Source organism: Pseudarthrobacter polychromogenes, from assembly GCF_014644495.1.
Taxonomy (GTDB): domain Bacteria; phylum Actinomycetota; class Actinomycetes; order Actinomycetales; family Micrococcaceae; genus Arthrobacter; species Arthrobacter polychromogenes.
In genome coordinates this window covers 1-25,784 of the sequence record NZ_BMKU01000002.1, presented here as the reverse complement: position 1 = coordinate 25,784, position 25,784 = coordinate 1, and the positions used below count along the sequence as shown (strand labels likewise).

Here is a 25,784-nt window from a genome sequence, read left to right as displayed (position 1 = left end):
GCACGTAACCCCTCCTGGAGAAGTACGACGGCGGTGCGCTGCCCGCCGTCGTTATGCCGCCGCGCTGCCAGGGGAGGTGGGCGACGCTGGTGTGGCGAGCTGGGCCGCGATCTCGTCGGTCCAGGCGTCGATGGCGGTCCAGTCCCGGAAGTCCCCGAAGCGGCCGCCGGTGAGCCGGAACAGGGTGCGCAGCGCTGACGACATCTGGTCTGCCTTGTAGACGCCGGAGAACATTCTGTGGCCGCGAAGCGCAAGGTCCTGGGGCAGGACTCCTGCCAGGCGTGCCTGTTGCAGTGCCGCGCCCTTTTTGCGGAACGGCTTCGGCAGGGCGTCGGCCATCCCCACGTTGAAGGCCCAGACGGGCCGCTTGGCGAGCTCAGAGGCATGCCGGGCGAAGAACTGATCGGCCGCGGGCAACCACGACTGATTGTGTATGGCGCTGCCAACCACAACAGCGTCGTAGCCGGAGACCGACTCCACACCGTCCACGGAACGGCACTCTACGCCTTCTAGCGAAGCCGCCATGCGGTCCGCTATATGCTGGGCGATCTCCTGCGTGGAACCCATCGCGCTGGCATACGCAACCAGAACAGCCATCCCTGAACCTCCACTCGTGCACTCTCCAGTCTGATGGACAGTGCGGCGGCCGGGACGGGCCATAGGTCCCGACTCTGGGCCCGTATCAAGGTCCCCCGGAAATCCCCTACTCCGCGATATCTTCCGCCCACAGCTCCGGGTGGTCTGCCTGGAAGGTGCGCATCATGTCCACGCAACGCTGGTCATCCAGCACCACCACCTCAACCCCGCGCGACCGGAGGAGCTCCAGCTCGCCGTCGAACGTGCGCGCCTCCCCCACCACCACGCGCGGGATCTTGAACTGGATGATGGTTCCGGCGCACATGGCGCACGGAGCCAAGGTGGTGTACAGCGTGGTGTTGCGGTAGGTCTTCTGCCGCCCGGCGGCGCGGAGCGCGGACATTTCCCCATGCGCAATAGGATCGGCGTTCTGGACGCGTTCGTTGTGCCCGCTGGCAGCCACCTCGCCGTTCCGGGCAAGCGCAGCCCCGATGGGAATGCCGCCACCGGCCAGGCTCTTTTGGGCGGCCTGGTAGGCGGCTTCGAATGCGGGGCGGTCGGTACTGTCCAGCTGCGCGGTGGAGGAATGCTGCTCTTGGGTCATGGCGTCATTGTTGCATGCCCGCTAGGCCGGGCGTCCCGGCCCACGGGCCGGCTTGCCAAACTGCAGCCCGGTGACGGAAATGTCCGGAAACTCCGCCCGGGCCGGACCAAACGGGAAAGCAGCTGCTCCGGACTCCTCCCAGATACCGGCCCCTGCCGCCCGGGCAAGGAACGGAGAAAACGGCCTGGCAGCCACGGACAGCACCTTTAAGGCAGCCGCCGGGACCCGCTGGACCGCGCCATGGCCGGCCCGGGAAAGCACAGCTTCCGCCAACTCATCGCCGGTGAGCGTCTGCGAGCCCCATTCGATGACACGGTTCCGCAGCGCCGGGTCCTTGAGGGCACGGACCACGACGGCGGCCGCGTCCTGCACCGAGGTGTATGTCACCGGGACGGATCCGGAACCGAATACAGGAACCTTGCCCTTCGACTCGAGCGGGACGGCCATCATCTCGAGCCGCTGTTCCAGGAGCGATCCGATCCGGACAACCGTCCAGTCCATGCCTGACGCGCGGACGGCGTCCTCGGCCGCGGCCTTGCAGCGCAGGAAATCGATGGGCCCGTCGGGGGCGGCGCCGTGCATGGACATCATCACCATGTGCTGTACCCCTGCTTCCGCTGCGGCGCGCACCAGGCGGATGGCGCCGTCGCGGTCTACGGTGCGCGGGCTGGAGTCCTTGAGCCCGAACCCCGAGGCCGCGAAGACCACCTCAGTGCAGCCCGCCGCTGCTTCCCGGCAGTCCGCTTCGGAGCCAAGATCGCCGCAGAAAAGTTCGACCCCGTCGCTCACCGTCGTGGCGAAAGGACGGGAACTGCCCCGCGCCATGACGCGGACCCTGTAGCCGGCCTGCGCCAGAAGGGAAACCACGGCGCGGCCAAGGCGGCCTGTGCCGCCGACGACCAGGATCATGGCCGGCCACCTCCGGCGTTCCCGCGGACCGCTTCACCGATGGCAACATTGACGTCGCCGGGCTCGTGATCCACGGGTTCGAGGTAGAACTGGGCCGCAGCGATCCTGTCGTCGCGGACGGTAAGGATGGACACGCCGGCGGCGCGCTGCACGGATCCGTCCGCCCGGGTGCCGCGGTTGCTCCATTCCAGCCAGATCCTGCCGGCCGGTCCGGTGGCGGCGTCATGGACGGTGAGTGAGAGGTCCGGCAGGCCGGCAAAGAGGGCAGCCCAGTTCTTGCGGACCTGGACCGACCCGGTGAAACTGCGGGCCGGGTGGGCGGGGGTGGTATTCCGGTAGTCATCCGCGAACTCGGTCAGCATGGCCTCGAGGTCATGGCGATTGGCTGCGGCCAGCATGCGCCGCACCGGGCCGTCGGGCACGCGGTCGATTCCTGAAGCGTCCATGATCTGCTCCTTGGTGTCCGTCGCGGAAGGCGGAGAGGCTGGTACGCTGTAATCAATTACAGTCAGCTGTATTCAACTGATACAAGGAGCTTAAGCCCGATGGGTCCTGCGGTCAACGGTGCGCCGCCCCGCTCCCGGAGCTACGACACCCGGCGCCGGCAGGAGGCGGCCGAGGAGTCGAGGAAGCGGGTGCTCGCCCAGTCGCGCGAGCTGTTCCTGGCCAACGGATACGGCCGGACCACCATCGCCGCGATCGCCCATGCCGCCGGCGTCTCCAAGGAATCCGTATACAAGGGGTTTGGCGGAAAGCCGGGTCTCGTCCGGGCCATCTACGAACAGAGCCTGCGTGGAGCAGGAGGTCCGCCGGCTGAAGAGCGGTCGGACCGGGCCCAGGCCACCGTCGCAGACCCCCGCGAGCTCATGGAGCAGTTCGGCCGGTTCGTCGCGGAAGTCAGCCCGCTGGGCTCGCCCGTCTTTCTCCTCATCAGGGACGCCGCGGCCAGCGGGGACCCGGACATGGCCGCGCTCCTTCGGGACGTGGACGAGGAGCGGTACCAGCGCATGCTGCACAACGCACGCCAGGTGCTCGGGAGGGGGTTCCTGAGGCCGGGCCTTGCGGTGGAAGAGGTTGCTGACGTCTTCTTTATGGGCACTTCGGCTGAGCTCTACGAGACCCTGGTCCTCAAGCGCGGCTGGACCGCGGAGCGTTTCGGCCGCTTCGTTGCCAGGACGCTGGCGGCCAGCCTCCTGGCCGACGGCTGAGGCAGGCAGGCCGCCGTTTAGGGCCCGGTAAGGGGCGTGATGGGAGTTACGGAGAACGGTGCAGCAAGGAGTGACTGCACCCCTTTCACGAATTCCTTCACATGGTCTTCTTCGTTGTGGGCCTTGAGGTCCTCGTGGCGGGCCCATCCCTCAAAGAGGACGAACGTACCGGGCCTTTGATCGTCAGAGAAGACGGTGTATTCCAGGCATCCGGCGTCTTTTCGGCTCGCGGACTGCAGCCCAACGAGTGCTTCATGAAGCGCTGCTTCGTGCCCTGCTCTTGCGGTGAACACTGGCATCAGCCAGACCTGGGCTTCGTCCTGGCTCACTGTTGTGTGCGTCAATTTCACGTCCTCGGGTGCTGTTGCGCGTGCGGGAGGGGCGGCAGGATCGCCGCCCCTCCCGTTGGGTCATGCGTTGATCTGCGGAACCTCCACCCACGATTCCTTCGCAGCGGACTCGACGATCGCGTCGTCGATGAGGGCCACCTGGTACCCGTCTTCGAAGTTGGGGCTGACGCTTCCGCCTTCGGCAATGGCTTTGAAGAAGTCGTAGGCCTCGATGATTTTCGTTTCCCCGTAGCCGATGCCCAGCGCCGGGATGGGCCAGAGGCCTTCCCCGTACGGATGGGCAGGGCCGGTGTAGACGGTCCGGAATCCGCGGCGGTCGCCCTGGTCCGAGGCGAAGCAGACCTGCAGTTCGTCGCGCCGCTCGTAGTTGAACACGATGCTTCCTTCGGTTCCGTGGATTTCGAACGTGATGTAGTTGTTCCGCCCGTGGGCATTGCGTGTAGCTTCCACGGAACCCACGGCACCATTGGCAAAGCGGATCATGGTCATCACTTCGTCGTCCACATCAACCTGGCCCCGGGGGCCCTCCCCGCCACGTACCGTGCCGAGCGCGTCGGCACCACCGGTTTGAAGCGGCCGCTCGGGGATCCAGGTGGACAGGAGGGCGTTGACGGCGCTGAACTCGCCGACGAGGTACCGGGCCATGTCGATGACGTGCGTGGCGATGTCGCCCAGGGCGCCGGAGCCTGCGATCGATTTCTGGAAACGCCAGGACAACGGGGAGTTGGGGTCGGCGCTCCAGTCCTGCAGGTAGGTCCCGCGGAAGTTGAGAATCTGGCCTATGGCACCTTCCTCGATGTATTTCTTGGCCAGGGCAACGGCCGGGGTCCGCCGGTAGTTGAACGCAACCATGTGGACGAGGTTCTTATCCTTGACCGCGTCGTACATGGCCTTGGATTCCTCACCGGTGCGGGCCAAGGGCTTTTCGCAGATGATGTGCTTGCCGGCTTCGGCGGCGGCAATGGCAATCTCGGCGTGGAGGTGGTTGGGCGTTGCAATGTCTACGACGTGGATGTCCGGGTCGTCGATGATGCTGCGCCAATCCGAGGTGGACTTTTCGAAGCCGAAACGGCGGGCCGCTTCCGAGGCCAGCTCGGGGTTGGCCTCCGCGATGACCTTGCGGACCGGAAGGGCAGGTGCCGGCCAGAAGAACATGGGCATGGCCGCGTAAGCGAGGGAATGGGCTTTGCCCATGAAGCCGCCTCCGATGAGGCCAACGTTGAGGTTCTGCATGTGAATCGGGTTCCTTTCGGAAAAAGATGGCGGGAGCGCCTGCTGCGGCTTCCCAGTGGGAGTGAAGTCAGAGGATTTTTTCGAGGTACTTCTTGCTGATCTCGGCGGCTTCCCGGGGATCGCCGTCGTAGCCGTCCAACTCGACCATGAGCCAGCTGTCGTAGCCGCTCTCCCGGATGGCGGCGAGGATGTCCGGGAAGTCGAGTTCGCCCTGGCCCAGGGGCAGGAACGCAAAGGGGTCCCGCCGAAGGTCTTTGAGGTGGACGTGCCGGATCCTGTCGGGGTACTTCCGGATGACCGCGGCCGGGTCCGCTCCCCCGGCCGCAAGGTGGGCGGTGTCGGGGCAGAAGCCGATCCGGGTGAGCGGCATGAGCTTGTCCAGCTCGTCCGGGCTTTCCACGATGGTGGTCAGGTGCGGATGGTAGCTGGCCGAGAGCCCGAAGCTTTCTGCAATGTCCATGACCCTGTCCAGGGCCGTGCCGAGGCGGTGGTAGTCCTCTTCGGTGGTTCCCGCCGCACGGCGGGCGCCGCCTCCGACTACCAGGCGTTCCGCCCCGAAGTCCGCGGCCAGTTCGGCCGCCCGATGGATCCGGTGCAGTTCGTCGGGAAGGATATCGGCATAGATGAAGTTGGCGCCGGTATACACACTGGTCAGGGCAACTCCGGAGCCGCCCAGTATGTCCTTGAGTTCCTCCGGCTTATCCGCGTATTCCGCGAGGTTGCCATCGAACATCTCAACGCCCTCGTAGCCCACCGATGCGATGTCCCGGACGGCATCCTTCATGGACCCGTGGGTCATGTAGAAAAGGTCCTTGACGCTCGTCACGCCTTGGGGGTGGCCCACCACGCCGCCCCAGGTAATGGAACAGTAACCAAGTTTCATTGCTTGTGCCTTTCAGGTGCCACAGGAGATTTGGGGGTCATGGGTGCTACTTCTTCCGGGCCAGTGCGACGGCCAGGATGATGATGGCGCCCCGGACCACCTGCTGCTGGCTGCTGTCGAGCCCGGCCAGGATGAGTCCGTTGTTGATCAGGCCAATCAGCAGGGCACCGAAGAGGGTGCCGATGATGGAACCGAACCCGCCGAAGAGGCTGGTTCCACCCAGGATGACGGCGGCGATGGCGGAAAGCTCGTCTCCGGAGCCCCACTGGAACCGTCCGGACTGGAGGCGGCCGGCGTAGAGCATGCCGGCGACGCTTGCCGCCATGGCCGAGATGAGGAGGACCTGGAATTTGATGCGCTTGGTGTTGATGCCGGTGAAATCTGCGGCGTTGCGGTTGCCGCCCGTGGCCAGGACCTGGCGGCCGAACTTGGTGCGGTTCAGCACCACGGCGCCGATGGCGACGAAGATGGCGCTCCAGACCACCAGGCCGGGTATTGGACCGAAGTTGCCGGATCCGAACAGCGTGTTGAACGTGTCGTTCAGGATGGGCTGGGGCGCCGACGCCGTGATCCATTGGGCAACGCCCACGGCTATCCCCAGCATGCCGAGTGTCACCAGGAAGGACGGGATGCCAAGGAGGCTGACCAAGGCACCGTTGATGGACCCGACCACCAGTCCGACGGCGAGCCCGGCCAGGATGCCGGGGATCAGGCCGAACTGGGACAGTGCCATTGCCGTGCACACACTGGAAAGGCCGGCCACGGATCCGACGCTGAGATCGATCTCCGCACACGCGATCACGTAGGTCATGCCGACGGCGATGACGGTGATCGTGGCGGTCTGCCGGAAGATGTTCAGCAGGTTGTTCGGCGACAGGAAGCCCTGGTCGCGGAGCAGGACGGCGAAGAAGAGGAAGACGACGACGAAGCCGATGTAGATGACGTAGCGCCGCCAGTCGAGGTCCTTGAGGATGGTGCTGAGACTGCGGGGGGCCGCGGTGTCCCGCGGCGCGATGGTGTTTGCCTTGCTCACTTTCAGACTCCCTGCACTGCGAGTTGGAGATATTCCTCGTCAGCGATCTCGCTGCGGGGGATATCACGGATGATGGAGCCGTCCTTGAGGACGAGGACGCGGTCGCTGACCGCGAGTAGTTCGGGGTACTCGGAGGAGATGACGATGACGGCCTTGCCGGCGCCGGCGAGCGCACGGATCATGTCCAGGATTTCGCTCTTGGTGCCGATATCGACGCCGGCCGTTGGCTCGTCCAGGATCAGGATGTCCGGATCGGTGCCCAGCCACTTGGCGATGACCACCTTCTGCTGGTTTCCGCCGGAAAGGAGACGCACCGGGCGGTGGGGGTGGGCCACCTTCACCGCGAACTTCTTGATCAGGGACGAGGACAATTCCTTGCCCTTGGCGCCGTCCAGGAGCGGTCCCCGCTGGATCTGGCCCAGGAGGGGAAGCAGCAGGTTGTCCCGGACGGAGTGGTCCAGGACGAGGCCCTGGGCCCTGCGGTCCTCCGGGATGAGGGCGACGCCGGCGTTGATGGCCTGCTGCGGCGAGGCAAGGGTGACCTTTTTGCCGCGCAGGAGGACGTCGCCGCTGTCCACCTTGTCAATGCCGAAGAGCGCACGGGCGAGTTCGGTGCGTCCGCTGCCCATCAGTCCTGCCAGGCCCAGGATCTCGCCGGGCCGGAGCGCGAAGGAAACATCCCGGACCCGCGGCCCCGCATTGAGGCCGCGGACTTCCAGCAGCGGCGCCCCGGTGTGTTCCGCATGGTCACGCGCACGGTAGGAAAGCTGGCCCTCGATCTTCTTGCCCACGATGCCTTCCACGATCTGCTCGGGGGTGACATCCGTCAGCGGCGCGGTGAGGAGGTGGCGGCCGTCGCGGAGGATGGTGATCCTGTCCGCGAGCCTGTACACCTCATCCATGCGGTGGGAGATGTAGATGATTGAAATGCCGCGCTGCTTGAGGCGGTCAATCAGTTCGAAGAGCGCCTCGGACTCGTGCCGGGCCAGGCTGGCAGTGGGTTCGTCCATGATCAGCACCTGCGCGTTCTGTGCGAGTGCTTTGGCGATCTCGGTCAGCTGCCAGTAGGCAGTACCGAGCCGTGAGACCTGGGCGCGGGGATCGACGTCGACCTCCATCTCTGCGAAAACTTCCCTGGCCCGGCGCACCGCCGCACGGTCGTCGATGAGCCGTCCGGGACCGAGCGGTTCCGCGCCCAGGAAGATGTTCTGTGCAACGGTCAGGCTCGGCACCAGGCTGAATTCCTGGAAGACCATGCCGATCCCGGCGGCCTTCGCGTCCTGGATCGTATTGATGACGGCCGGCTTGCCTCCAATGAGGATCTCCCCGGCGTCTGCCTGGTAGACGCCCTGGAGGATCTTCATGAGCGTGGACTTCCCGGCGCCGTTGCCGCCCGCCAGTGCGTGGACCTCGCCCTTGCGGACGTCGAAGCTGACGTCCTTCAGGACGGGAACGCCGTTGAAGCCCTTGGAAATCGAGCGCATTTCGACGACATTGTCTGCGGTGTTCATCGTTGCCCTTTCGGTGCGGTGCGGGGTGGACACCCCGCACCGCCGGTTTTTGGCTACTTCTTGTAGGAGTCCTGGATGTCCTTCGGTGCATCCTCGTGGTAGACCTGCTTCCAGGCCTCCAGGACGTTGGAGTGGTCAACCGGGAGGGCACTGAGGGCCACGTAGGCGGGCGCTTCCTTGCCGATGAGGGCGCCTGCGCCCAGCCGGGCTTCCGTGACGCCCTGGTCGAACGGGACCTGGGCCCCGAGGCCGACGACGAGTTCATCCTTGGCCAGGGCAATGGCGACGTTCTTGCCGAGGTCCTCCGTGGCGATCTTCAGGTCCTGCCGGCCCGCGGCCCGGGCAGCGGCCATGACGCCTTCTGCAGGCACATCCCACACCGCCCAGATGCCGGACAGGTCAGGGTACTTGCTCAGCATGGCGTTGGCAGCGGCCTGGGCGTCTCCAGCGAAGTCAGGGCCGGCAATCCCCTTTTCCTCGACCACCTGGATGTCCGGGTATTCCTTGGTGATGGTTTCCTTGAAGCCTTCATAGCGCTGCTTGGTCACGAAGAAGTCGGCCTGGTGGAAGACCAGCCCGATCTTCCCCTTGCCACCCAGTGCTTTGGCCATCTGGTGGGCTGAGACAACGCCGTTGCCGTAATTGTCGGCAGAGACAACGGAGACGTAGTCCTGGCCGGCGGTCAGGCCCTGGGGGATGTTGTCCATGAAGACGAGCTTGGTGCCGGCCTCCGCGGCCTTCTTGTATGCGGATGCCGTGGCCACGGGGTCCGTGGGGATGGAAACGATGATGTCAGGCTCCTGCGTCATGACAGTCTCGATATCCGAAACCTGCTTGTCCGGCTTGAAGTTCGCATCGGTTGTGGCGATGACCTTGATGCCGAGCTTTTCGAATTCGCTCTTAAGGCCGTTGACCTGGGCCGTGGCCCAGTCGTTTCCGCCGTAGTGCATCACGATGGCGGCCGTGGCGTTGAGCGCCTTGACCTTCTCAATCTCTTCCGGCGTAAGGTCTGCTGCGGACGCCGGGGACGGCGTCTCGCCGTTGGGCCCCTTGCTGAGGACCTGGCCCTTGATCTCGTCAAGGGCCTGCTGGGCCTTCTCGGACACGCCGGCGTCGGGAACGCTTGAGGCGCCCGACGTCGAACTGCTGCAGGAAGCGACGGAAAGAGACAGGGCTGCGGCAAGGGCCACAAAGGGAAGCCTGCGGATCATCATTGTTCTCCAGTGCTTGAGTGGATGGATAGGGGTGGATGCCTGGAATGGGTCAGGCGAGGGCAAGGGCCAGTGAAGGTGGCACCGGGGACAGGACGAGTGCGCCGGAGGCCGAGGCTGAGCGTATGGCAGCGGCCTTGTCTGCGGCTCCCAGGAGCGCTTCTGCATGCACCTTGTCTACGAAGAAGCCCAGGGAACATGGTCCGTGGTGGGCCTGAACCCACTTCACCGCCTCGCCGGCAGCCTTGGCCATGCCGCCGGGAGCTTCCGCGGCCGGGCCGTGGATGGTGGACACTGACGCGGGTTTGCCTGAGTTGTCAACGGAGACCACCAGGCTGGCCCAGAGGAGATTGTCATCGAAGATTCCAATGACCGCCGAAGAGCCTGCGGAGACGAAGGCGCGGACGGCGGCGGCAAGATCGCCGGGAACCGTATCCCCCAGCAGTGCTTCCAGGTTTGCCCACTGGGCGTGGTCGACATCCCGGAGCGCTGCGTTCGGATCGAGCGCGAGTGCGTAGACGATGGGGCCGGGCATCCCGCTCCTTTCCTCGTTGAAATATTGACTCCGTAAGCGTTTACGGCTTTTCCGTGAACGTTTACGGACATCATCGTAAACGTTTACGGAGATTTGTGTCAAGGATCACTTTCGGAGTGGTTTTAACCGTCCGCGATGGTCTGGCCGACGTAAGATCGATAAGGCACGGAGCCGGGGTGTGTACGCGCGGTGCAAGACAGGAGAGCAAGTGGCAGGCATAGCGGTTCCCCACGAGGCGAACGAGAGGCTGGCGGATGGCCCGCTGCGCCGGAAGCCCACCATCAATGATGTGGCGAGCATGGCCGGCGTTTCGTTCGGCACGGTTTCGAGGGTCCTCAATAATGCACCGGATGTGAGCGCCGCAACGCGGCAACGGGTTCTGCAGGTGATCAAGGAGATCGGGTACCGCAGGAACCGGGCGGCCACGGCCCTGGTCACCAGCCGGTCCACGTCCATCGGCATACTCTCCGACGGTTCGCCTCGTTTCGGCCCGGTGGGAACGCTGATGGCCCTTGAGAACGTTGCACGCACCAAGGGCTACGCCACAACCGTCATTAGTGTTGAACAGCCGTACGAAGAGTCGGTCCAGGCCGCCCTCGACACCCTGGACGATACCGGGGTGGGTGGAATCATTGTCATTGCACCTGTGGTGGACATGGCGGCAGCTGTATGGAATGCCTCGTGCCGTGTGCCCGTGGAGATGATCGCCGCGGGAGCATCGTCAACGCCCAACGTCTTTACGTACTCGGAAAACCAGGAGCTGGGCGCACGGCTGGCCACCCAGCACCTGATCGACCTGGGCCACACGGACATCGCCCACTTCGCCGGCTCCATGGACTGGTTCGACGGGCGGGTGCGCAAACGCGGGTGGGAGGCAGCGCTTCGCGACGCCGGACTTGAGCCGGGGTTGTGCCCGGAGGGCGACTGGAGCCCGCGATGGGCCTACGAGACCGCCCTCCAGCTCGTTCGGGAAGGAAAAATACCCCAGGCTATTTTCGCCGCCAGTGACCACACGGCTCTCGGGCTGATCCGCGCTTTCGCCGAAAATGGGGTCCGTGTGCCGGACGACGTCAGCGTGGTGGGTTTCGACGATATTGAAGGTTCCGATTACTTCCTTCCTCCACTCACCACTGTGCGCCAGGATTTCACGGCGCTGGCGCATATGAGCATGGAGGTGCTTCTGGGTGCGATGGAGGGGCGGGAGGTGGACCGCACCCCCATCGCACCCACGCTTGTGGTCCGCAACAGTGCCGTCCAGGCCAAATCCCGCAGCAGCAAAAAGGCAAAGAAGCAGTAGTTATTGCGGCTCTTCCCCGTTCGCGGTGGCCTCGACCCAGTCGATGGCGTCGTCGGGGAAGTAATGCCCCGGGGTTTCACCCTGGCCGGCCCACCAGGAGTCGTCCGCGGCCGGTCCGCCGGCCTCCGCAATTTCGGCTGCCACTGCCGCCGGCACCTGATCTCCGTTGTTGTTGATCAGCCACTGCCGCGTAGACGGTTGCAGCTTCGTCCACCACTGTTCGATGCCCATGGCCGAAGTGTCCCACGCCGGCCGGACTGACGTCACTGCCCGGGCAAATTCACCGCCTGCGCAAAGCCGGCGGCAGCACCGCCGTCGTACTCTCCTTATTACTGCGCTGCGGGACGGGTCCCCGCGTCCGTGCTGGATCCCGACGTCGGCACGAAGTTCCAGTCGAAGGACCCGTCCACCCGCAGTGTCAGCCGGAGGAACCCGTGGGTGTCGCTGAAGCGCTTGACGATATACCGCGGGCTGCTGGTGAAGGGGCGGAGCCCGACGCCTCCCGTGGAAACCTGGAATGACGTCATCCCGTCGCTGACGCACTGGTCGGCGTTGTTCACCGGGCAGGAGCGTTCGTAGTTGTGCTGCGACCCGGACAGGGTCAGGCGGACCCGGTGCTTCCACATCACGTCGATCCACGGCTTATGGTCCAGGTTCCGCTTATGCGTTTCCGTGCTGGACGTAAAGTACGGCTCGTGGTGCACCACTGCCAGGTGCTTGCCCGCAGCCTTGGCAGCAGCAAGGTCCCGGTCCAGCCACGTTGTGAGCGCGTGGGCCCGCGCCGGGTTGTACCGCCAGTGCGCGGAAGAGAGGAACGCGAAGTGCCAGTTCCCAAAGTCCTTCGAGTACGGTTGGCCGTTTTCGATGAACCCGCGCTCATGGTTGATGGCGGCCTTGGCAGAAGAACCAGGGCACTGGCCATTCATGAAATCGTCGAGGTCTTCGTTGCGCCCGGGTTTCCAGTCGTGGTTGGGGGCGGATGCCCAGTACAGCTTGGGCAGAGTGCCAGCCCAGAGCCTCGTCCAGTACTTCACATAGTCCTCGCAGTACGCGGCGTCGTACTGGAAGTCCCCGATCCCCAGGAATGCGTCAATCTCGTTGTTCTGCACGAGCCGCGTGATCGCCGCACCGTTCCTGCCGGACGGGCTGTCAGGGGCATAAGTCCTCACGCCGTTCATGTCGCCCACGGCAGCGATCCGGACATCGCGCAGGGGAAAGACAGGTTTGCCACGGGGCGGCGGGGTTGCCGTGGGGGTCGCAGACGGGGACGACACAGCCGGGGACGGCCGGTCCGGCGGCCGTGGAGGGCCGGTACACCCCGCAACAGAGACGGCCACGAGGGTTGCGGCGGCTGCGGCCACGCTCCGGAGGGATCTGTGCCGCGGGAGTGCTGGCTGCATCCGGTAACCCTCCAAGAAACCGGCCTTCGGGTGGTCCTGCGAGGGACAACCAGGCGCACCGGCACCTCTGATAATTCTCAAGCATGGACAGGGTGTCAAGGGTGCCCCGTCCCCACGGAAAACCGCTGCCGGGGTGCGTCCGCTGACTGGGTCTTGTGCTTGGGCCCCTGGATGCGAGGTGGCCTGGCCGGGTGGCCGCTCCTGCGGCTGGTTCGGACCATTGTTCGGCTTTGGTGCAAGCGATACTATGCTCCCGGGGAGAGGTCCTGGTCCTGGAATGACGAGTGTTAGGGGCCCATCCAATGACTGATTTCTTCACCATGCAGCCCGGTGAAACCGCCGCTCCCCTTCCGCCGGGACCCGTCCTGTGCACCGGGACGGCCGGGATGCGGCGCATCCACCGATTCTTCCTCTGGGCCTACGACGAGGCCCCCGGACTGGTGCGCTCGGTCGCTGCCGGGGACACCGCCCGCGCCGCTTACGTGGGTGAAGTCCTCGGCAACTTCGACAAGGTGCTCCACATCCACCACGAGGGCGAGGACCTGCTCATGTACCCGCAGCTGGAGCAGCGGGCACCGGCCTGTGCGCTGCACGTGGCGCAGATGCTGGAGCAGCACCGGCAGGTCACCCAGCGGCTTGAGGGCATCGAGCCTATCCGCCTGCGCTGGATGGCGGCCCCGGATCCAGAGTCCGCTGCGGAACTGGCCGCGCGCTACGAGGACCTCTCGGCAATCCTCAAAGTGCACCTGCGCCGGGAGGTCACCGAGGTGATGCCGGTAGCGGACAGGGTGATGACCGAGGAGGAAATGAACGGACTGGGGCAGCACAGCATTGAGCAGTTCGACAAGAAATTCCTGGTCACCTACCTGGGGATGGTGCTGGCCACGAACCCGCCCGCAGACCGGAGGGAACTGTTCAAGGAGATTCCCCCGCCGGTCCGCCTGGGCTACCGGCTCATCGGGCGCAGGATGTACCGGAAACAGTACTCGACGCTCTTTCCTGGACGCCCGATCCCCGAGACGCTTTAAAGGCCGACCATGGTCTTCCTCTTTCCTGCGATCGGGCTGCTGCTGTGGATTGGCGTCCTTCTGGGTGCCCTGGTCCTGGTCGGTATTCTCTGGGCGGCGTTCGGTCTGGTAGTTGGGCTTGTGAACCTCGTGCACCTGCTCATTGGAGGAAATAGCCAGCCGCGCGTGCTGAAGAAAACCGCCGCTGGCCCCAACCGGAACGTACTCCGGGCGCCGCCACCACCGCACGCAACCCGGGCCCCAGGCACGGCGGAGCCCGACAGGAAGGTTGCGTCCGAGATATGGCCCAAATGGAACACGTCGCACAGGCGGTACGTCGAGGGCGAGAAGTCGCACTGGCAGGAGCAGTTCGACGCCTTAAACTACCGCGAATGAGCCCGTATTTGGGATGACGACTGTACGATCTCGTTATGCCCGGGACGGCAGCGTCACGGTCTGCGGACGAGTTGGGGGACATCCGAATGCCGGAACTGAAACGCATTTATTGGACACGCATTTGCCTTCGCCTGGCGTTCATGGCTGTCACCCTGTGGTTGTTCGGCTCAGCCATTCTTTCGCTCATGCCGCAGGCGGATGCCGGCGCCGGGTCCGGAGCGGCCACGGCAGCCGGAGTTTTCCGCTCCATGCTGGACCGCGTGGTGACCGGGGTGACGCTCCCGGGCGCGATCGCCGTCGTCCTCATCATTGCCGCGGCCGTTATCAATGCACAGGACGTTCGACGGCGGGATCCAGTGCGGCGCTTTACGCGCCAGCAACGCCGCTCAGGGATGGCGCGGGCGGGTGGCGTGTGTGAGATGGAGGCGGGATTCGGCCGCCGGTGCTCCCGCGCGGCCGAGCATGGCGACCACTTCTATCCCTGGTCGAAGGGCGGATCCACCAGCCTGCAGAATTTTGTGGCCGCCTGCAGCCGGTGCAACCGCGCCAAGGGCGCACGAATCCCTTCTCCGGGACAACAAATGCGGCTGGAACGGCGACGGCAGACCTACGTTCCGCTGGACGCAGCCGTTGCCGTCGGCGAAAGGCAGCCGCTTCCGTAGACCGTCAGGGGTGAAGCCGCTTGCGCAGGAGGCAGAACTCGTTGCCCTCAGGGTCGGCCAGGACGTGCCACTGCTCGCTGCCGGTCTGCCCGACGTCGGCGGGGCGGGCCCCCAGGGCAAGCAGGCGTTCCAGCTCGGCGTCCTGGTCCCGGTCCACCGGGTTGACGTCAATGTGCAGGGGGAGGCGTCCGGTCCGCGGGTTGCTGCTCGGGCTCAGGATGATGGTGGGCTGCAGGCCGCCGAACCCGGCGTCCGGCGGGCCGATCTCGATGGCACCGTCCTCCCGGTCGAGCTCGACATATCCGAGCACCTGGCTCCAGAACCCTGCCAGGAGTTCGGGATCGGCACAGTTCAGGACCAGTTCGCTGATACGGGAGACCATGAACCCCAGTGTAGGAGGGCCTGCCCGGACTCACGCCTACTTTAGGGATGAGTGCGCCTCGAACGTAGCCACATGTACGTCTGCCACATGCCAAGGCCGCATTACCCTCCGTTAACGCGCAGGAAGCGGCGATGCAGCCAGTCCAGTCCAGGACCTGTAAAATCTTTTGGTGCCTTTTTCAAAACCCCTCCCCCGCCCTTTCAGCTGCCGCCGTGCCGAGTCCATGGCCGGTGAGACGCGATGATGCTGGGGCGCCGGCGGTTCCTGGAGTGGATTGGGGCTGCGGCAGTAACGGCCGGGGTGCCCAGCGCGCTTACTCCCCCGGCCACGGCGGTTGTTCCCTCCCCTGCCTACGCGAACACCCGCTTCGTCAGCAGCGGCGGGGACGATGCCAACCCGGGCACCAAGGCAGCACCCTGGCAGACGCTTGGAAGGGTCAGGGCGGCGCTTGACACCGGCGAAGTGGGGCGCGGCGACGCTGTCCTGTTGCGGCGCGGTGACGTGTTCTGGGGCTCCCTCAAGGTTCCCGTGCTGAAAGGGACAACGGGAGCTTTTACCCTCGGCTCCTACGGCAGTGGAGCGCTGCCACAGATCAACGGCTACAAGGTGAGCAAGGACGCGTGGGTGCTGCACAGCCCCAACGTCTGGAAGCTGAACCTGGCGGCCGGATCCGGGGAGTTCACCGGCAACACGGCCGGAACCTCAACCGACGTCGGATTCCTGAAGGCCGGCGGCACCATCCACGGCTGGAAGCGGTGGAACCTGGCTGACCTGGCGCAGGACTGGGACTTTTACAGCGACGACACCCACGTGTACGTGAGGCTGGGCGCATCCCCGGGCGCCGGCGTGGAGATAGCCGTGAAACAGCAGGGTTTCCGTCCCGCCTCCAACACCAACGCCTCGGACCTGCACATCCTTGGCCACGGCGCCCACGGCGTAGGAATTTACGGGACCCAGAACGCGCAGGTCACGGACTGCCTGATTGAGGAAATCGGCGGTTCGCGGGTATCAAAAACCACCCGGTACGGGAACGGCGTGGAAATCTGGATTGGCTGCGCCAACGTGCTGGTCCAGGGCAACACGATCCGGCAGACGTATGACACGGGCACCACCATGCAGGGCAGTGCCGAGGGATCCAACGTTGCGTGGACGGACTGCAGGTTCGTGGGCAACACCATTGAGAACTGCAACCAGAGCCTGGAGGTCTGGTCCCGGGGAACACCGGCTGCAGGTACGGGACACATCCGGTGCTCGTTTACGGACAACGACTGCCGCGATGCCGGCTTCTCATGGGCTGCCACCATCCGGCCGGACCAGGCAGGCATGGGCACGCACCTGCTGACCTACGACGTGGAGCTGCCCTGCGACATCGAGATTGCCCGGAACAGTTTTGTGGGCGCCAAGGACAACTTCGTGCGCTCCAGCGGCACCGGGCGGCAGATCCCGGAGGGCATCAGGACCCACAGCAACACCATCTCGCTGGACAGCGGGCAGAAGATTGCCTACCAGCATCCGGAAACCATCGAGCAGCTCGACGCATGGCGTTCCCGTACCGGCAATGGACAGGGGTAGCCCTGGGGCACCACGGCGCCTGTCCTGGCCGGTGGCCGCCCAGCCCCGCTCACCCCTGCGCTTGGCGGCACCTCTGGAGATAGCGGACGACGGCGGCATCACCCTGCCTGCGTCCCTCGCCAAGGTCATCTGGCCGGCGCCGGGCAACCCTCTGTGGTGCAGCAGTTCCCGTCTTAGGACGGGGCCTCCTCATGTGCATCGATGGATTCGGCGATTCGTTTGATCGCAGCGAGCGTTTTCGGAATGCCGTCGAGCGCCTGCTGGGTCCGGTCGGCGATCTGGGTCGATGCCCCTTCGCCGAACTTCTCCTCGAACATGGCTATTCCGTCCGGCAGGAATTCCCACGACTCGGTGAGCGTGGTCCCGCCATCTGCCGGGGCCAGGGTGAAGCCCCAGCGGACAAACCTGCCACCCACCACCCAGGCGAACTCGCGGCCCCGCTCGGCTGCCACCACCTGGGACCGGGTCTCCCAGGTCCGCTGCGGCAGCTCGTTGCGCCCGGTGAACCAGGCCCCGGACTGGCCGGCGCTGTCCTGGTCGTCCCACCAGCATGATGTACAAACCGGGCTCCACTCACCGGTGCGGGTGATGTCGGAGACCAAGTCGTAGAGGGTCTCGGCTGATGCCTGGACCGTGACCGACTCCTGGTATTGGCGGGTGCTGCTTTGGTTCATGAATCCATCCTTACAAAGGTTCACTTCTTCTGCCGCCGGCTGCCGCCGTGCCAGTCCTCCTGCTGACCGGCGGTATCTGCGGCGACTCCGAAGGCAGGAAGCTGCGGCTGCTCACGCAGGCTTCGCTTGAGCTCCGCGAAACCAGGGAAGCGTGCCAGCCCCACCACGTGGTCCCAGAGTTCGGCGGCAGAGTGTTCGTCCGGCAGCCGGCTGATCACGGGCCCGAAGAAGGCCACTCCGGCGGGCGGCTCAAAGTGGATGATGGGCGTGCCCACATCCTTGCCCGTCAGCGCCAGCGCCTCATCCGTCTCCTGCCGGATCTCGCTGTCCCAGGAGTCGTCGTCGAGGGCCTCCGCGAGCTCCAGGGGCAGGCTGGCCTCAGCGAGGATCGGCTCCACGAATTCACGCGTCCCGCGCCGCTCACGCATCTCGCTTTCAGTGCGCTGGTCCGTGTCCGGGGCAGCTTCGAAGATGCGGGTCCCGAACGCCTCGTACAGCCGGGCGATCGACTCGCGGCCATGCTCCGCCCGTGCCCGGGCCGCCACCCGCAGAAGCCGGAGCCCGGCCGTGTGTCCGGCCTCGTACTCAGGCGGAAAATGCGCGTCGTAGTCACCGTGGGCGTTGATCAGGCGCAACGAAATGAACCGCCAGTCCACGGTGTACTCGCGCGCCGCCTGCACCTGGCGCACCCATTTGCTTGTCATCCAGGCGAAAGGGCAGACCGGGTCGAAATAGAAGTTGATGTCGGCATCCACTCATCCACCCTTGCACCTGTTATTGACGTGCGTCTATTCGACACGGGAGACCACGCACCCCATGTGCACGGAGGCCCGCCCGAACAGTCAGCCAACCGAAGCTTGTCCAACAAACCCGTCACACCGGTAGGCTGGAAATCCTCCCGCACCACCACCTGTAAAGCGAGGCATAACGTGCACCAGGACGCCGCCCGGTTCCTGTCCCAGCCGGTGGCCGCCCAGCCCGGCGCGCCCCTGCGCGTCGCGGTGTACTCGCGGATCGCCGAAGCAATCCGCAACGGCCTCCTCACCCCCGGCTCCATGATCCCCACGGAAACCGAACTCGGCACGGACATGAAAGTCAGCCGCACCGTGGTCCGCGAAGCCCTCATGCTGCTCGAGGAGGACGGCCTCATCAGGGCGCGGCGCGGCGTCGGACGCTTCGTCTCGGACACACTCCCCCGCATCGGCATCGAACGCATCCAGCCGTTCGAGGACGTCCTCGGCCGCCCGGGCCAGCCGGCAGAGGTCAAACGCACCCAGGTGGTCCGGCAGGCGGCGTCCGAATTCGTTGCCCCCGGCATTGGCGTGGAGCCCGGCACCGACTGCTGGCTCTGGGAATCCGTCCTGATCCGCGACGGCGAGGCCATCGCCCACCTGCAGGAAAACGTCACCGCCCAGCCGGTCAGCGTCGGCAAGGGCGCCGCCGCACCTCTTGAGATAGAGGACGACGGCGGGGCCACCTTGCTTGCCACGCTTAACAAACAGCTGGGCCGGCCGGCCGGGCCGGGCGAGTGCCAGATCAGCCTCAGCCAGGTGGGACCCAGCCGGGCGAAGCTGCTGGACCTGCGCCCGTCGGACCCGGTGCTGGTCCTGACGCAGTACGTGCGGAACGGCAACAGGCCCTTCTACCTGGCCAAGTGCCTGGTGTCCGCCCGGGCTGGCCACCTCTCGGTGATGCAGCAGTTCCCGTCCTAAACCCACCCGCCGCCGCGGAGTTCCCGGGCAGCTAACCGGACTTCAACAACCCTGAATGTTTCGTACCTAAACAAGATTTCCATGCTTCCTGACGTTCGACATGCGAACATTTGTGCGTTGAATGAACTTTGGGTATTCTCGTCGACGGCTTGTATGCCGCGCATCACATCTGCCGATGAGGCTGTTAGCGGCGGCGTGCACCTATCCCTTTCACTGATCAATGAGGATTACATGACAACTTCACCCTCCATCCGCAGGTCCCAGTGGCCCGTGTGGCTTTGCTGGCTGGCCATGGTCCTGGACGGCTTTGACCTGGTGGTGCTCGGCACCGTCATTCCCACACTTATCAAGACCGGCGAACTGGGTTTCGACGCGGTCGGCGCCACCCTGGTTGCCACCATCTCCCTCGTCGGCGTAGGCCTCGGCGCGCTCTTTATCGCCCCGCTGTCAGACCGCTTAGGTCGCCGTAAACTGATGGTTGCCTGCGTGTTCTGGTTCTCGATCTTCACCCTCGCGGTGGCGTGGGCGCCCAACGTGGCGATGTTCGGCGTCTTCCGCTTCCTGGCCGGGGTGGGACTGGGCGCCTGCCTTCCGGTGGCCCTCGCCTACATGAACGACTATTCACCGGTGGGATCCGCAGGCAAATCCACCACCCGCACCATGACCGGCTACCACGTCGGGGCTGTGGCAACTGCTTTCCTGGCGCTGATGGTCATCCCGGACTGGCGCACGATGTTCGTCGTCGGAGGTCTTGCCGGCCTTGTCCTGCTGCCGTTCTTGTGGTTCAAGCTGCCCGAGACCCTGCCGGCTGCACAGACGGCGGAGAAGCAGGAACAGACCGGGTTCCGGGACCTGGTGAAGAAGCCCTACCCCCTGGTTGCCGCGGCCATCGCCGCCGCCTCATTCATGGGCCTGCTGCTGGTGTACGGCCTGAACACCTGGCTTCCGCAGCTCATGGCATCCGCTGGTTACCCTGTCAGTGCCGGCCTTTCCCTGCTTCTGGTGCTGAACCTTGGCGCCGTCGCCGGCCTGATCGTCGCCGGCATCCTGGCGGACAAGCACGGCACCAAGCCCATCGTGCTGCTCTGGTTCGGCCTCTCCGCGGCCTGCCTTGCCCTGCTGAGCATCAAGGTTGAGAACGCCGTCCTGCTCAACGCCCTCGTCTTCGTCACCGGCGTGTTTGTCTTCAGTTCCCAGGTGCTCGTTTACGCCTGGGTGAGCCAGCTGTTCCCGGCCCGCCTGCGCGCCACGGCCCTCGGGTTCGCTGCCGGGGTGGGCCGCGTCGGCGCCATCGCCGGACCTGCCGTGACGGGCGGGCTGGTCGCAGCCGGCATCGCCTACCCCTGGGGTTTCTACGTCTTCGCAGCAGCCGGTGCACTCGCGGTACTGGCCCTGGTGGCGGTCCCGCACGCCGTAGAGAACACCACCCGGCCGGTCCCGGAGCACGTGAGCTGAATGCCCGTTGCCCGGCGCGTCCCTGCGGACGTGCCGGGCAACGCGCTCTCCTCACCGCAGGAGCGCCTTCAGGCGGTGGAGCCCGCTGAGGCGAGTCCCGCCGTCGTAGCTTCGAAGAAGCCAAGCAGCGTCCCCACCAGATGCGGCGCGAAGTCCTCCTCAAGCGAGAGCACCACGCGGCACCGGGCGCCCGCCACCGGAGGGTAGCCCGCATACAGCCCCCGAAGGTCGCAGATGGTCTGGCCGCGGCCGGGCCCGTCGGAGGTGTCGACGGCGGCGCGCACCACGGGAGCAAGCGAAGCCTTCACAGCACCAACGGCGAGCGCCGCCGCCAGCGGATCGTGCATGGCGGAGCAGGGCCGGCCGTAGATGTCCTCGTAGAACCGGAAGTAGTAGCCGAGCATCTCCCCCAGCGCCTGCGGCACCGGCGATGAAGACGCCAGCAGCGACCGCCGGTGGGCCTCCTCCAGGACAGAGTTCATGGTCACGTCCAGCGGCACCAGGGTCACGTCCCAGTCGGCGGCCAGCACCAGGGCGGCAGCCTCGGGGTCGTTGAAGATGTTGGCCTCGGCCACCGGGGTAATGTTCCCCGGGGCCAAAGCCGCCCCGCCCATCACGGTCACGGACTCCACCAAAGACGGCAAGGCAGGTTCCAGCCGGAGCGCCTCGGCGATGTTGGTCAGCGGCCCGATGGCCAGCACCTTCAAAGAACCGGAGTACGTGTGGGCCAGCCGCACCAGCATCTCAGCCGCGCTCTCGGATGCAACAGAAGCAGCCGCCGTCGTAAGCGAAACCCCGCCGATCCCGTTCTCCCCGTGCACCCATGGCGCCCCGCCACCGAACGAGCCAAAGAGGGGGTCGTGCGCGCCAAGGGCCACCGGCACATCACCGGAGCCGGCCAACGCCAGCAGGTCCAGGGTGTTGCGGGCGCCGGCGGCGGCACTGACGTTCCCACTCACCGTCCCAACACCGACAACAGAAGCAAGAGGAGAAGCCAGCAGGTAGGCCAGGGCGAGGGCGTCGTCGATGCCGGTGTCGCAGTCCAGGTAGAACGGGGAGGGCGTGGTCATGGTGGTTCTCCTACGGTAAAAGGGGGTTAGACGGTCTCGCCCTTGGGGGCGGCGACGAAGAGGCTGACGATGAATGCGGCGGCGGTGATGGCCACCGAGATCCAGAGGGCGGTGGCGTACCCGGCGGCCGTGGCCTGGGCAGCGAACGGCGCCACGAGGACGACGCCGAGGCTCGCCCCGATGCCGAAGGAGGCACCGTTGATGCCGGGCAGGGCAGCCGGGGCTTCCTTGGGTGAGAGGAGCACCGAGAGCCCGTTGATGGCGGTGAGGAAGAAGCCGTTGTAGAAGATGCCCAGGGCCGCGACGGCGATCAGCACCGCCGTCTGGTTGTCCGAGAAGGTGGCGGCGGCGATGGCGCACGCCAGGCTGAGCCCCGTGCCGGCCCGGAGGGTCTTGATCCAGCCGCGGCGGTCGGCCAGCCATCCCGCCAAAGGCGCGGCAAACACGCCAATCAAAGCGGCGGGGGTGAGGAACAGCAGGGCCGAGATGGAGGCGGTGAGCCCGAAGCCGCCGTCGGGGTCCTGGCTGAGCAGCACCACGGTGAAGTTGATGATGGCGAAGATGCCGGCCAGGGTGAGGACGGTGGTGGCGATGACCGGCCACACCTGGCGGGAGCGCAGGTGGTGGACGGCGATCAGCGGGTGGCTGCGGCGCTTCTCGATCAGCCAGAAGGCGGCGAAGGACGCGATGGTGCCGGCCAGCAGAGCCAAAGTGGAGGGCGCGTTCCAACCTGCAGAAGAGCCGCCGGAGACGAAGTAGGTGGTGAACACCAGGAACAGCGAGAGGGATCCGGCGCCCCACCAGTCCATGGCGCCGCGCACGCCCTGCGGCCGTCCGGCCGGGACGATTTTGATGATGCAGGCAGCGGCGATGGCCGTGAGGACCAGGACGACGACGAAGATGGACCGGAAGCCGAGGGTCTCGGCCATGAGCCCGCCCACGTAGCCGTCCACGCCGCCCACTCCCCCGTTGATGGCGGCGATGATGCCCACGGAGGTGCCGAACACCTTGGCGTGCAGGTTTTCGTTGAGCACGATGTAGGCGAGGGCGAAGACGGCGCTGGAGACGCCCTGCAGGAACCGGCCGGTGACCAGCAGTTCCAGAGTGGGGGCGGTGATGCAGAGGATGGTGCCTGCGCCCATGATCCCGAGGACCAGGAGCAGGGCGGCGCGGCGGCCGATGAAGTCGCTCCACCGGCCGATCACGGGCCCGGCGATGGCGCCGGCAAGGAAGAACATGGACTGGACGGGGGCGGCGCTCTCGGCACCCTGGCCGAATTCGGCGGCGATCTGCGGCAGTGCAGGGGTGACCATGCTGGCGTTGAGCTGGAAGGACAGCACGCCCAGCAGCAAGGTGGAGATCAGCAGGGCGGCGCGGCGGCCGGCGAATTTCGTTTCGTCGGGAAGGACGACGGCGGAGGCGGCTTCCGCGGAAGGCGCCGCTACCGCCGGGGTTGGGGTGTTCACATCAAACTCCTTTGTTCTGCAGGCGAGTCCTGCGCTTGGGATGTAAGTTGTTATACAACCATGTATGACGCACAAGTACAACCATGGTCTACACTATTTCTCAATCCGGCCGCTTCCGGCCCCTCCCCCGTTAGGACTTCCCATGAGCACTCGAACTCCTGCCGTCACCGTCGTCGGCAGCATCAACCTGGACCTGATCGCCTCCTCCGAGCGGCTGCCTACCGCCGGCGAAACCATCGGCGGCGCGGCGTTGTCCGAGCAGCCCGGCGGCAAGGGCGCCAACCAGGCCGCGGCAGCCGCACGGCTGGGCGGGAGCGCGCGGATGGTCGGCGCGGTGGGCGATGACGTGTCCGGGCGGCGGATGCTGGACGCTTTGGCGGCTGCCGGCGTGGACACCGCTGACGTTGCTGTCCTGCCGGAGCCGACCGGGACGGCGCTGATCGTGGTGGACCGCGACGGCGAGAACCAGATCGTGGTGTGCCCGGGCGTCAACTCTCATCTCTCGCTCGATGCGGTGCAGTTCGGCCCGGAGGAGACGGTGCTGTGCCAGCTGGAGGTTGGCCTGCCCGTGGTGCTGGAAGCAGCCCGACGGCACACCGGGTACTTTGTGCTGAACGCCGCTCCGGCCATGGACCTGCCGGCGGATCTGCTGGAACGCTGCGATCTGGTGATCGTCAACGAGAGCGAGTACGCCCTGATCCCGGCCCTCGCGTCGGCGAAGCTGGTGGCGGTGACGTACGGCGGGGACGGCTCGGCAATTCTTGCGCACGGCCGGAAGGTTGCCGAGGTGCCGTCGGCTGCGGTGACGGTGGCGAACACCGTGGGTGCCGGTGATGCGTTCTGCGCTGCATTGGTGCTTGCCCTGCGGCAGGGGCTGGACTACGCGCATGCGCTGGCTGTGGCCAATGCGGTGGGTGCGGATGCCGTGGGCGATCCGTCTTCGCAGCCAGATTTGGCACAGCTGGGTTACTACGTGAAGCGGGCAGTTTCAACCGAGGGGGCGCTATGAGCATCGCGTTCAGGCAGGCGGTGCCGGCCGACTTTCCGGAGGTCCGACGCGTCACCCGTGAGGCCTACCTACGGGCGGGGCATTTCACTGCGGACCATCCGTACATGAGCGTGCTGGAGGACGTGGAGCACCGTGCCGAGCATGCGCAGGTGTGGGTGGCGGAGGCAGCCGGCAGGGTGGTCGCGGCGGTGACGCTGACGTTCGCCGGCCAGCCGTACAGCGAAATCGCCACCGGCGGGGAGCTGGAGTTTAGGATGCTGGCGGTGGACCCGTCGTGCCAGGGCGGCGGCGTGGGCCGTGCCGTGGTCCGCGAGATCGTGGAGCACGCCCGGCAGCTGCCCGGCATCGAGGCGATCAGCATCACCAGCGCCACGTTCATGGAACGCGCCCACGGACTGTATGAGTCGCTCGGCTTCCGCAGGGCGCCGGAACGGGACTGGTACGTACCGGGCGAGGACGTGCTGCTGTGGGTGTTCCGGCTGGAGCTCGGTGGTTGAGGCTGTCGAAACCCAGATGGTCGCTGCGGCAGCGCACCGGCGAGGCGTTCGAGCAGAAGCACGCGACGGCCCGCTGGGCTCCGTCCGTAATCGGAGGCCCACTTGGGCGAAGACGCCAGTCTGCCAAGTGGGCCTCCGAATCTAGAAGGCAGCACCCGGCGCTGCTCCGTGAGGCCAAGGCGATTCGGCTATTCGCTGGACTGCTGAATTCTTCAGTCTTGCCCTAACTGCAGGCTTGGCTTGAAGGAAGCGCTACAAGGAACCCTGGTCAGCCGTCGACCGTCCATAGGACTGAATTGGTTGACCAACTACGGCCATACCCTTTCCTCAGTTGCGGCTCCTGCTCCTCATGTCCATCCAGATCAGAATGTCGGCAAGTCGCAGAAGGGTCAACTTTCGGCCATCAGCTGTCCATGCTGTAGACGCCAGCTCAGACATCCATTCTTTATTCCTCTGAAGGTCCCTCCAGAGTGTCTCGCGAAGAAGCTTGGACTCGGTTGTCTTGACGCAATAGAAGGCACGTACGTAAGAGTCATTGAGCGGAACAATATGAGGGCGTCGACGGTGCAGCACCTTCGATACGGTTGTGGGCGTCCAATTCTTCACCATAGTTGTTGCTGCATTCGCTGCAGCCAAGCTAGCAACAGCCGTTTCCAGCTTCTCGACGGAATCATAATCTTCAAAGTGCTCGGTAACAGCCAAGTCTGTAAGAGCTAGGTTCAACTTCTCGCGTAGCGACTGAGCTGGTCCGTCACCCTCCGCAAAGAGTGGAACCACTTCCTCCCACCCAAGTTTGAGGCTCAAGAGGTTGGCCATCAGTACATCAGCTGGCGTTAGGGAGCTGCTCGTATCGCCTTGCACGTCGTATGTAGCAAATGCGAAATGGCCGCTTGGCGATGTATATGCCCTTAGAACTTCACCCGCTGTTGCCTGGAGTTCCGACAAACTTCTGCACATTGGCAAGTACCCCCATTTTTTGATGGCCGGACACGCAAATGCTATCGAGTTCGAACCGAATATGTATGTGCGCCACTAGTCCGCCTTTGCAAAAGCTTCTTAAGTGAATATTCGCTCTTTTGGGGTCCACCCGTCGTGTGTTTGGGGGCCGGTGGGCAGAGCGCGCAGTAGCGGT

General features: G+C 65.4%; 29 protein-coding genes. 10 read left to right on the top strand and 19 right to left on the bottom strand.

Annotated features, from left to right (window positions below; translation table 11 throughout):
* Window positions 1-51: 51 nt before the first annotated feature.
* The 4 genes from IEX43_RS03425 to IEX43_RS03410 form a co-directional block, all read right to left on the bottom strand.
* Complete coding sequence (locus tag IEX43_RS03425; RefSeq protein ID WP_229666295.1) at window positions 52-597, bottom strand: flavodoxin domain-containing protein; 546 nt, start codon at window positions 595-597, stop codon at window positions 52-54.
* Window positions 598-703: 106 nt separating this feature from the next.
* Window positions 704-1,180, bottom strand: a complete 477-nt coding sequence (locus IEX43_RS03420; RefSeq protein ID WP_188809098.1) for a nucleoside deaminase — start codon at window positions 1,178-1,180, stop codon at window positions 704-706.
* Window positions 1,181-1,201: 21 nt separating this feature from the next.
* Window positions 1,202-2,089, bottom strand: a complete 888-nt coding sequence (locus IEX43_RS03415; protein ID WP_188809097.1) for an SDR family oxidoreductase — start codon at window positions 2,087-2,089, stop codon at window positions 1,202-1,204.
* Window positions 2,086-2,535 (bottom strand): nuclear transport factor 2 family protein, encoded by a 450-nt coding sequence (locus IEX43_RS03410; protein WP_188809096.1) that lies wholly within the window; start codon window positions 2,533-2,535, stop codon window positions 2,086-2,088. Before IEX43_RS03410 ends, IEX43_RS03415 begins: the two co-directional genes overlap by 4 nt.
* 99 nt (window positions 2,536-2,634) lie before the next feature.
* On the opposite strand from IEX43_RS03410, the gene IEX43_RS03405 reads away from it, so the two are divergent.
* Complete coding sequence (locus IEX43_RS03405) at window positions 2,635-3,297, top strand: TetR/AcrR family transcriptional regulator (protein ID WP_188809095.1); 663 nt, start codon at window positions 2,635-2,637, stop codon at window positions 3,295-3,297.
* A 17-nt stretch (window positions 3,298-3,314) separates the two neighbouring features.
* Here IEX43_RS03405 and IEX43_RS03400 read toward each other — a convergent pair whose 3' ends face one another.
* The 7 genes from IEX43_RS03400 to IEX43_RS03370 all read right to left on the bottom strand — a co-directional run bounded on the left by IEX43_RS03400 (window position 3,315) and on the right by IEX43_RS03370 (window position 10,053).
* A complete protein-coding gene (locus tag IEX43_RS03400) occupies window positions 3,315-3,641 on the bottom strand; it encodes a putative quinol monooxygenase (protein WP_229666294.1) in 327 nt (108 codons plus the stop codon).
* A 66-nt stretch (window positions 3,642-3,707) separates the two neighbouring features.
* Window positions 3,708-4,880: a levoglucosan dehydrogenase gene (locus IEX43_RS03395; RefSeq protein ID WP_188809094.1), complete on the bottom strand. Its 1,173-nt coding sequence runs from the start codon at window positions 4,878-4,880 to the stop codon at window positions 3,708-3,710.
* A 67-nt stretch (window positions 4,881-4,947) separates the two neighbouring features.
* Complete coding sequence (locus IEX43_RS03390) at window positions 4,948-5,763, bottom strand: sugar phosphate isomerase/epimerase family protein (protein WP_188809093.1); 816 nt, start codon at window positions 5,761-5,763, stop codon at window positions 4,948-4,950.
* Window positions 5,764-5,809: 46 nt separating this feature from the next.
* On the bottom strand, window positions 5,810-6,796 hold the full coding sequence (locus IEX43_RS03385) for an ABC transporter permease (protein WP_188809092.1): 987 nt from the start codon (window positions 6,794-6,796) through the stop codon (window positions 5,810-5,812).
* Between the two features lie 2 nt (window positions 6,797-6,798).
* Entirely contained in the window at window positions 6,799-8,307 is a 1,509-nt protein-coding gene (locus IEX43_RS03380) for a sugar ABC transporter ATP-binding protein (protein WP_188809091.1), read from the bottom strand.
* Window positions 8,308-8,360: 53 nt separating this feature from the next.
* On the bottom strand, window positions 8,361-9,521 hold the full coding sequence (locus IEX43_RS03375) for a substrate-binding domain-containing protein (RefSeq protein ID WP_188809090.1): 1,161 nt from the start codon (window positions 9,519-9,521) through the stop codon (window positions 8,361-8,363).
* 49 nt (window positions 9,522-9,570) lie between these two features.
* Window positions 9,571-10,053, bottom strand: a complete 483-nt coding sequence (locus IEX43_RS03370; RefSeq protein ID WP_188809089.1) for a hypothetical protein — start codon at window positions 10,051-10,053, stop codon at window positions 9,571-9,573.
* Between the two features lie 208 nt (window positions 10,054-10,261).
* On the opposite strand from IEX43_RS03370, the gene IEX43_RS03365 reads away from it, so the two are divergent.
* Window positions 10,262-11,350 carry a LacI family DNA-binding transcriptional regulator gene (locus IEX43_RS03365; protein WP_188809088.1) on the top strand — a complete coding sequence of 363 codons (1,089 nt, stop codon included), beginning with the start codon at window positions 10,262-10,264 and terminating at the stop codon, window positions 11,348-11,350.
* Here the strand turns inward: IEX43_RS03365 and IEX43_RS03360 are convergent, their stop codons facing one another.
* On the bottom strand, window positions 11,351-11,581 hold the full coding sequence (locus tag IEX43_RS03360) for a hypothetical protein (protein WP_188809087.1): 231 nt from the start codon (window positions 11,579-11,581) through the stop codon (window positions 11,351-11,353).
* A gap of 98 nt (window positions 11,582-11,679) precedes the next feature.
* Window positions 11,680-12,750, bottom strand: a complete 1,071-nt coding sequence (locus IEX43_RS03355) for a metallophosphoesterase family protein (protein ID WP_188809086.1) — start codon at window positions 12,748-12,750, stop codon at window positions 11,680-11,682.
* A gap of 302 nt (window positions 12,751-13,052) precedes the next feature.
* Here IEX43_RS03355 and IEX43_RS03350 point away from each other — a divergent pair, with 302 nt between their 5' ends.
* The 3 genes from IEX43_RS03350 to IEX43_RS03340 all read left to right on the top strand — a co-directional run bounded on the left by IEX43_RS03350 (window position 13,053) and on the right by IEX43_RS03340 (window position 14,815).
* A complete protein-coding gene (locus IEX43_RS03350; RefSeq protein ID WP_188809085.1) occupies window positions 13,053-13,778 on the top strand; it encodes a hemerythrin domain-containing protein in 726 nt (241 codons plus the stop codon).
* 9 nt (window positions 13,779-13,787) lie between these two features.
* Complete coding sequence (locus IEX43_RS03345) at window positions 13,788-14,153, top strand: hypothetical protein (RefSeq protein ID WP_188809084.1); 366 nt, start codon at window positions 13,788-13,790, stop codon at window positions 14,151-14,153.
* 140 nt (window positions 14,154-14,293) lie between these two features.
* The gene (locus tag IEX43_RS03340) at window positions 14,294-14,815 is read left to right on the top strand and encodes an HNH endonuclease (protein ID WP_229666293.1); all 522 of its coding nucleotides are present in this window, start codon (window positions 14,294-14,296) and stop codon (window positions 14,813-14,815) included.
* Between the two features lie 4 nt (window positions 14,816-14,819).
* Here IEX43_RS03340 and IEX43_RS03335 read toward each other — a convergent pair whose 3' ends face one another.
* Window positions 14,820-15,197 (bottom strand): VOC family protein, encoded by a 378-nt coding sequence (locus tag IEX43_RS03335; protein ID WP_188809082.1) that lies wholly within the window; start codon window positions 15,195-15,197, stop codon window positions 14,820-14,822.
* A 240-nt stretch (window positions 15,198-15,437) separates the two neighbouring features.
* On the opposite strand from IEX43_RS03335, the gene IEX43_RS03330 reads away from it, so the two are divergent.
* Window positions 15,438-16,769, top strand: a complete 1,332-nt coding sequence (locus IEX43_RS03330) for a right-handed parallel beta-helix repeat-containing protein (RefSeq protein WP_188809081.1) — start codon at window positions 15,438-15,440, stop codon at window positions 16,767-16,769.
* A 173-nt stretch (window positions 16,770-16,942) separates the two neighbouring features.
* Here the strand turns inward: IEX43_RS03330 and IEX43_RS03325 are convergent, their stop codons facing one another.
* Complete coding sequence (locus IEX43_RS03325) at window positions 16,943-17,443, bottom strand: SRPBCC family protein (protein WP_188809080.1); 501 nt, start codon at window positions 17,441-17,443, stop codon at window positions 16,943-16,945.
* A gap of 20 nt (window positions 17,444-17,463) precedes the next feature.
* Window positions 17,464-18,198 carry a mycothiol-dependent nitroreductase Rv2466c family protein gene (locus IEX43_RS03320; protein ID WP_188809079.1) on the bottom strand — a complete coding sequence of 245 codons (735 nt, stop codon included), beginning with the start codon at window positions 18,196-18,198 and terminating at the stop codon, window positions 17,464-17,466.
* Between the two features lie 174 nt (window positions 18,199-18,372).
* Here IEX43_RS03320 and IEX43_RS03315 point away from each other — a divergent pair, with 174 nt between their 5' ends.
* Window positions 18,373-19,155, top strand: a complete 783-nt coding sequence (locus IEX43_RS03315; RefSeq protein ID WP_188809078.1) for a GntR family transcriptional regulator — start codon at window positions 18,373-18,375, stop codon at window positions 19,153-19,155.
* 231 nt (window positions 19,156-19,386) lie between these two features.
* The gene (locus IEX43_RS03310; RefSeq protein ID WP_188809077.1) at window positions 19,387-20,610 is read left to right on the top strand and encodes an MFS transporter; all 1,224 of its coding nucleotides are present in this window, start codon (window positions 19,387-19,389) and stop codon (window positions 20,608-20,610) included.
* Between the two features lie 68 nt (window positions 20,611-20,678).
* Here IEX43_RS03310 and IEX43_RS03305 read toward each other — a convergent pair whose 3' ends face one another.
* Together IEX43_RS03305 and IEX43_RS03300 are read right to left on the bottom strand one after the other, a co-directional pair.
* On the bottom strand, window positions 20,679-21,680 hold the full coding sequence (locus IEX43_RS03305) for a nucleoside hydrolase (protein WP_188809076.1): 1,002 nt from the start codon (window positions 21,678-21,680) through the stop codon (window positions 20,679-20,681).
* A 26-nt stretch (window positions 21,681-21,706) separates the two neighbouring features.
* Complete coding sequence (locus IEX43_RS03300) at window positions 21,707-23,146, bottom strand: MFS transporter (protein ID WP_188809075.1); 1,440 nt, start codon at window positions 23,144-23,146, stop codon at window positions 21,707-21,709.
* Between the two features lie 142 nt (window positions 23,147-23,288).
* Between IEX43_RS03300 and IEX43_RS03295 the strand changes: the two genes are divergently transcribed.
* Window positions 23,289-24,155 carry a ribokinase gene (locus tag IEX43_RS03295; RefSeq protein ID WP_188809074.1) on the top strand — a complete coding sequence of 289 codons (867 nt, stop codon included), beginning with the start codon at window positions 23,289-23,291 and terminating at the stop codon, window positions 24,153-24,155.
* Window positions 24,152-24,652 (top strand): GNAT family N-acetyltransferase, encoded by a 501-nt coding sequence (locus IEX43_RS03290; protein WP_188809073.1) that lies wholly within the window; start codon window positions 24,152-24,154, stop codon window positions 24,650-24,652. The genes IEX43_RS03295 and IEX43_RS03290 overlap by 4 nt, the downstream gene beginning before the upstream one ends.
* Before the next feature lie 327 nt (window positions 24,653-24,979).
* Here IEX43_RS03290 and IEX43_RS20545 read toward each other — a convergent pair whose 3' ends face one another.
* On the bottom strand, window positions 24,980-25,609 hold the full coding sequence (locus tag IEX43_RS20545; RefSeq protein WP_344672570.1) for a DUF6308 family protein: 630 nt from the start codon (window positions 25,607-25,609) through the stop codon (window positions 24,980-24,982).
* Window positions 25,610-25,784: the final 175 nt, after the last annotated feature.

Coding starts and splice junctions, on each gene's coding strand:
- IEX43_RS03375 (WP_188809090.1), bottom strand. CDS start 9,521: ATGATGATCCGCAGGCTTCCCTTTGTGGCCCTTGCCGCAGCCCTGTCT.
- IEX43_RS03350 (WP_188809085.1), top strand. CDS start 13,053: ATGACTGATTTCTTCACCATGCAGCCCGGTGAAACCGCCGCTCCCCTT.
- IEX43_RS03360 (WP_188809087.1), bottom strand. CDS start 11,581: ATGGGCATCGAACAGTGGTGGACGAAGCTGCAACCGTCTACGCGGCAG.
- IEX43_RS03335 (WP_188809082.1), bottom strand. CDS start 15,197: ATGGTCTCCCGTATCAGCGAACTGGTCCTGAACTGTGCCGATCCCGAA.
- IEX43_RS03405 (WP_188809095.1), top strand. CDS start 2,635: ATGGGTCCTGCGGTCAACGGTGCGCCGCCCCGCTCCCGGAGCTACGAC.
- IEX43_RS03340 (WP_229666293.1), top strand. CDS start 14,294: ATGGCTGTCACCCTGTGGTTGTTCGGCTCAGCCATTCTTTCGCTCATG.
- IEX43_RS03425 (WP_229666295.1), bottom strand. CDS start 597: ATGGCTGTTCTGGTTGCGTATGCCAGCGCGATGGGTTCCACGCAGGAG.
- IEX43_RS03325 (WP_188809080.1), bottom strand. CDS start 17,443: ATGAACCAAAGCAGCACCCGCCAATACCAGGAGTCGGTCACGGTCCAG.
- IEX43_RS03415 (WP_188809097.1), bottom strand. CDS start 2,089: ATGATCCTGGTCGTCGGCGGCACAGGCCGCCTTGGCCGCGCCGTGGTT.
- IEX43_RS03370 (WP_188809089.1), bottom strand. CDS start 10,053: ATGCCCGGCCCCATCGTCTACGCACTCGCGCTCGATCCGAACGCAGCG.
- IEX43_RS03345 (WP_188809084.1), top strand. CDS start 13,788: ATGGTCTTCCTCTTTCCTGCGATCGGGCTGCTGCTGTGGATTGGCGTC.
- IEX43_RS03355 (WP_188809086.1), bottom strand. CDS start 12,750: ATGCAGCCAGCACTCCCGCGGCACAGATCCCTCCGGAGCGTGGCCGCA.
- IEX43_RS03330 (WP_188809081.1), top strand. CDS start 15,438: ATGATGCTGGGGCGCCGGCGGTTCCTGGAGTGGATTGGGGCTGCGGCA.
- IEX43_RS03305 (WP_188809076.1), bottom strand. CDS start 21,680: ATGACCACGCCCTCCCCGTTCTACCTGGACTGCGACACCGGCATCGAC.
- IEX43_RS20545 (WP_344672570.1), bottom strand. CDS start 25,609: ATGTGCAGAAGTTTGTCGGAACTCCAGGCAACAGCGGGTGAAGTTCTA.
- IEX43_RS03380 (WP_188809091.1), bottom strand. CDS start 8,307: ATGAACACCGCAGACAATGTCGTCGAAATGCGCTCGATTTCCAAGGGC.
- IEX43_RS03390 (WP_188809093.1), bottom strand. CDS start 5,763: ATGAAACTTGGTTACTGTTCCATTACCTGGGGCGGCGTGGTGGGCCAC.
- IEX43_RS03290 (WP_188809073.1), top strand. CDS start 24,152: ATGAGCATCGCGTTCAGGCAGGCGGTGCCGGCCGACTTTCCGGAGGTC.
- IEX43_RS03310 (WP_188809077.1), top strand. CDS start 19,387: ATGACAACTTCACCCTCCATCCGCAGGTCCCAGTGGCCCGTGTGGCTT.
- IEX43_RS03395 (WP_188809094.1), bottom strand. CDS start 4,880: ATGCAGAACCTCAACGTTGGCCTCATCGGAGGCGGCTTCATGGGCAAA.
- IEX43_RS03420 (WP_188809098.1), bottom strand. CDS start 1,180: ATGACCCAAGAGCAGCATTCCTCCACCGCGCAGCTGGACAGTACCGAC.
- IEX43_RS03295 (WP_188809074.1), top strand. CDS start 23,289: ATGAGCACTCGAACTCCTGCCGTCACCGTCGTCGGCAGCATCAACCTG.
- IEX43_RS03410 (WP_188809096.1), bottom strand. CDS start 2,535: ATGGACGCTTCAGGAATCGACCGCGTGCCCGACGGCCCGGTGCGGCGC.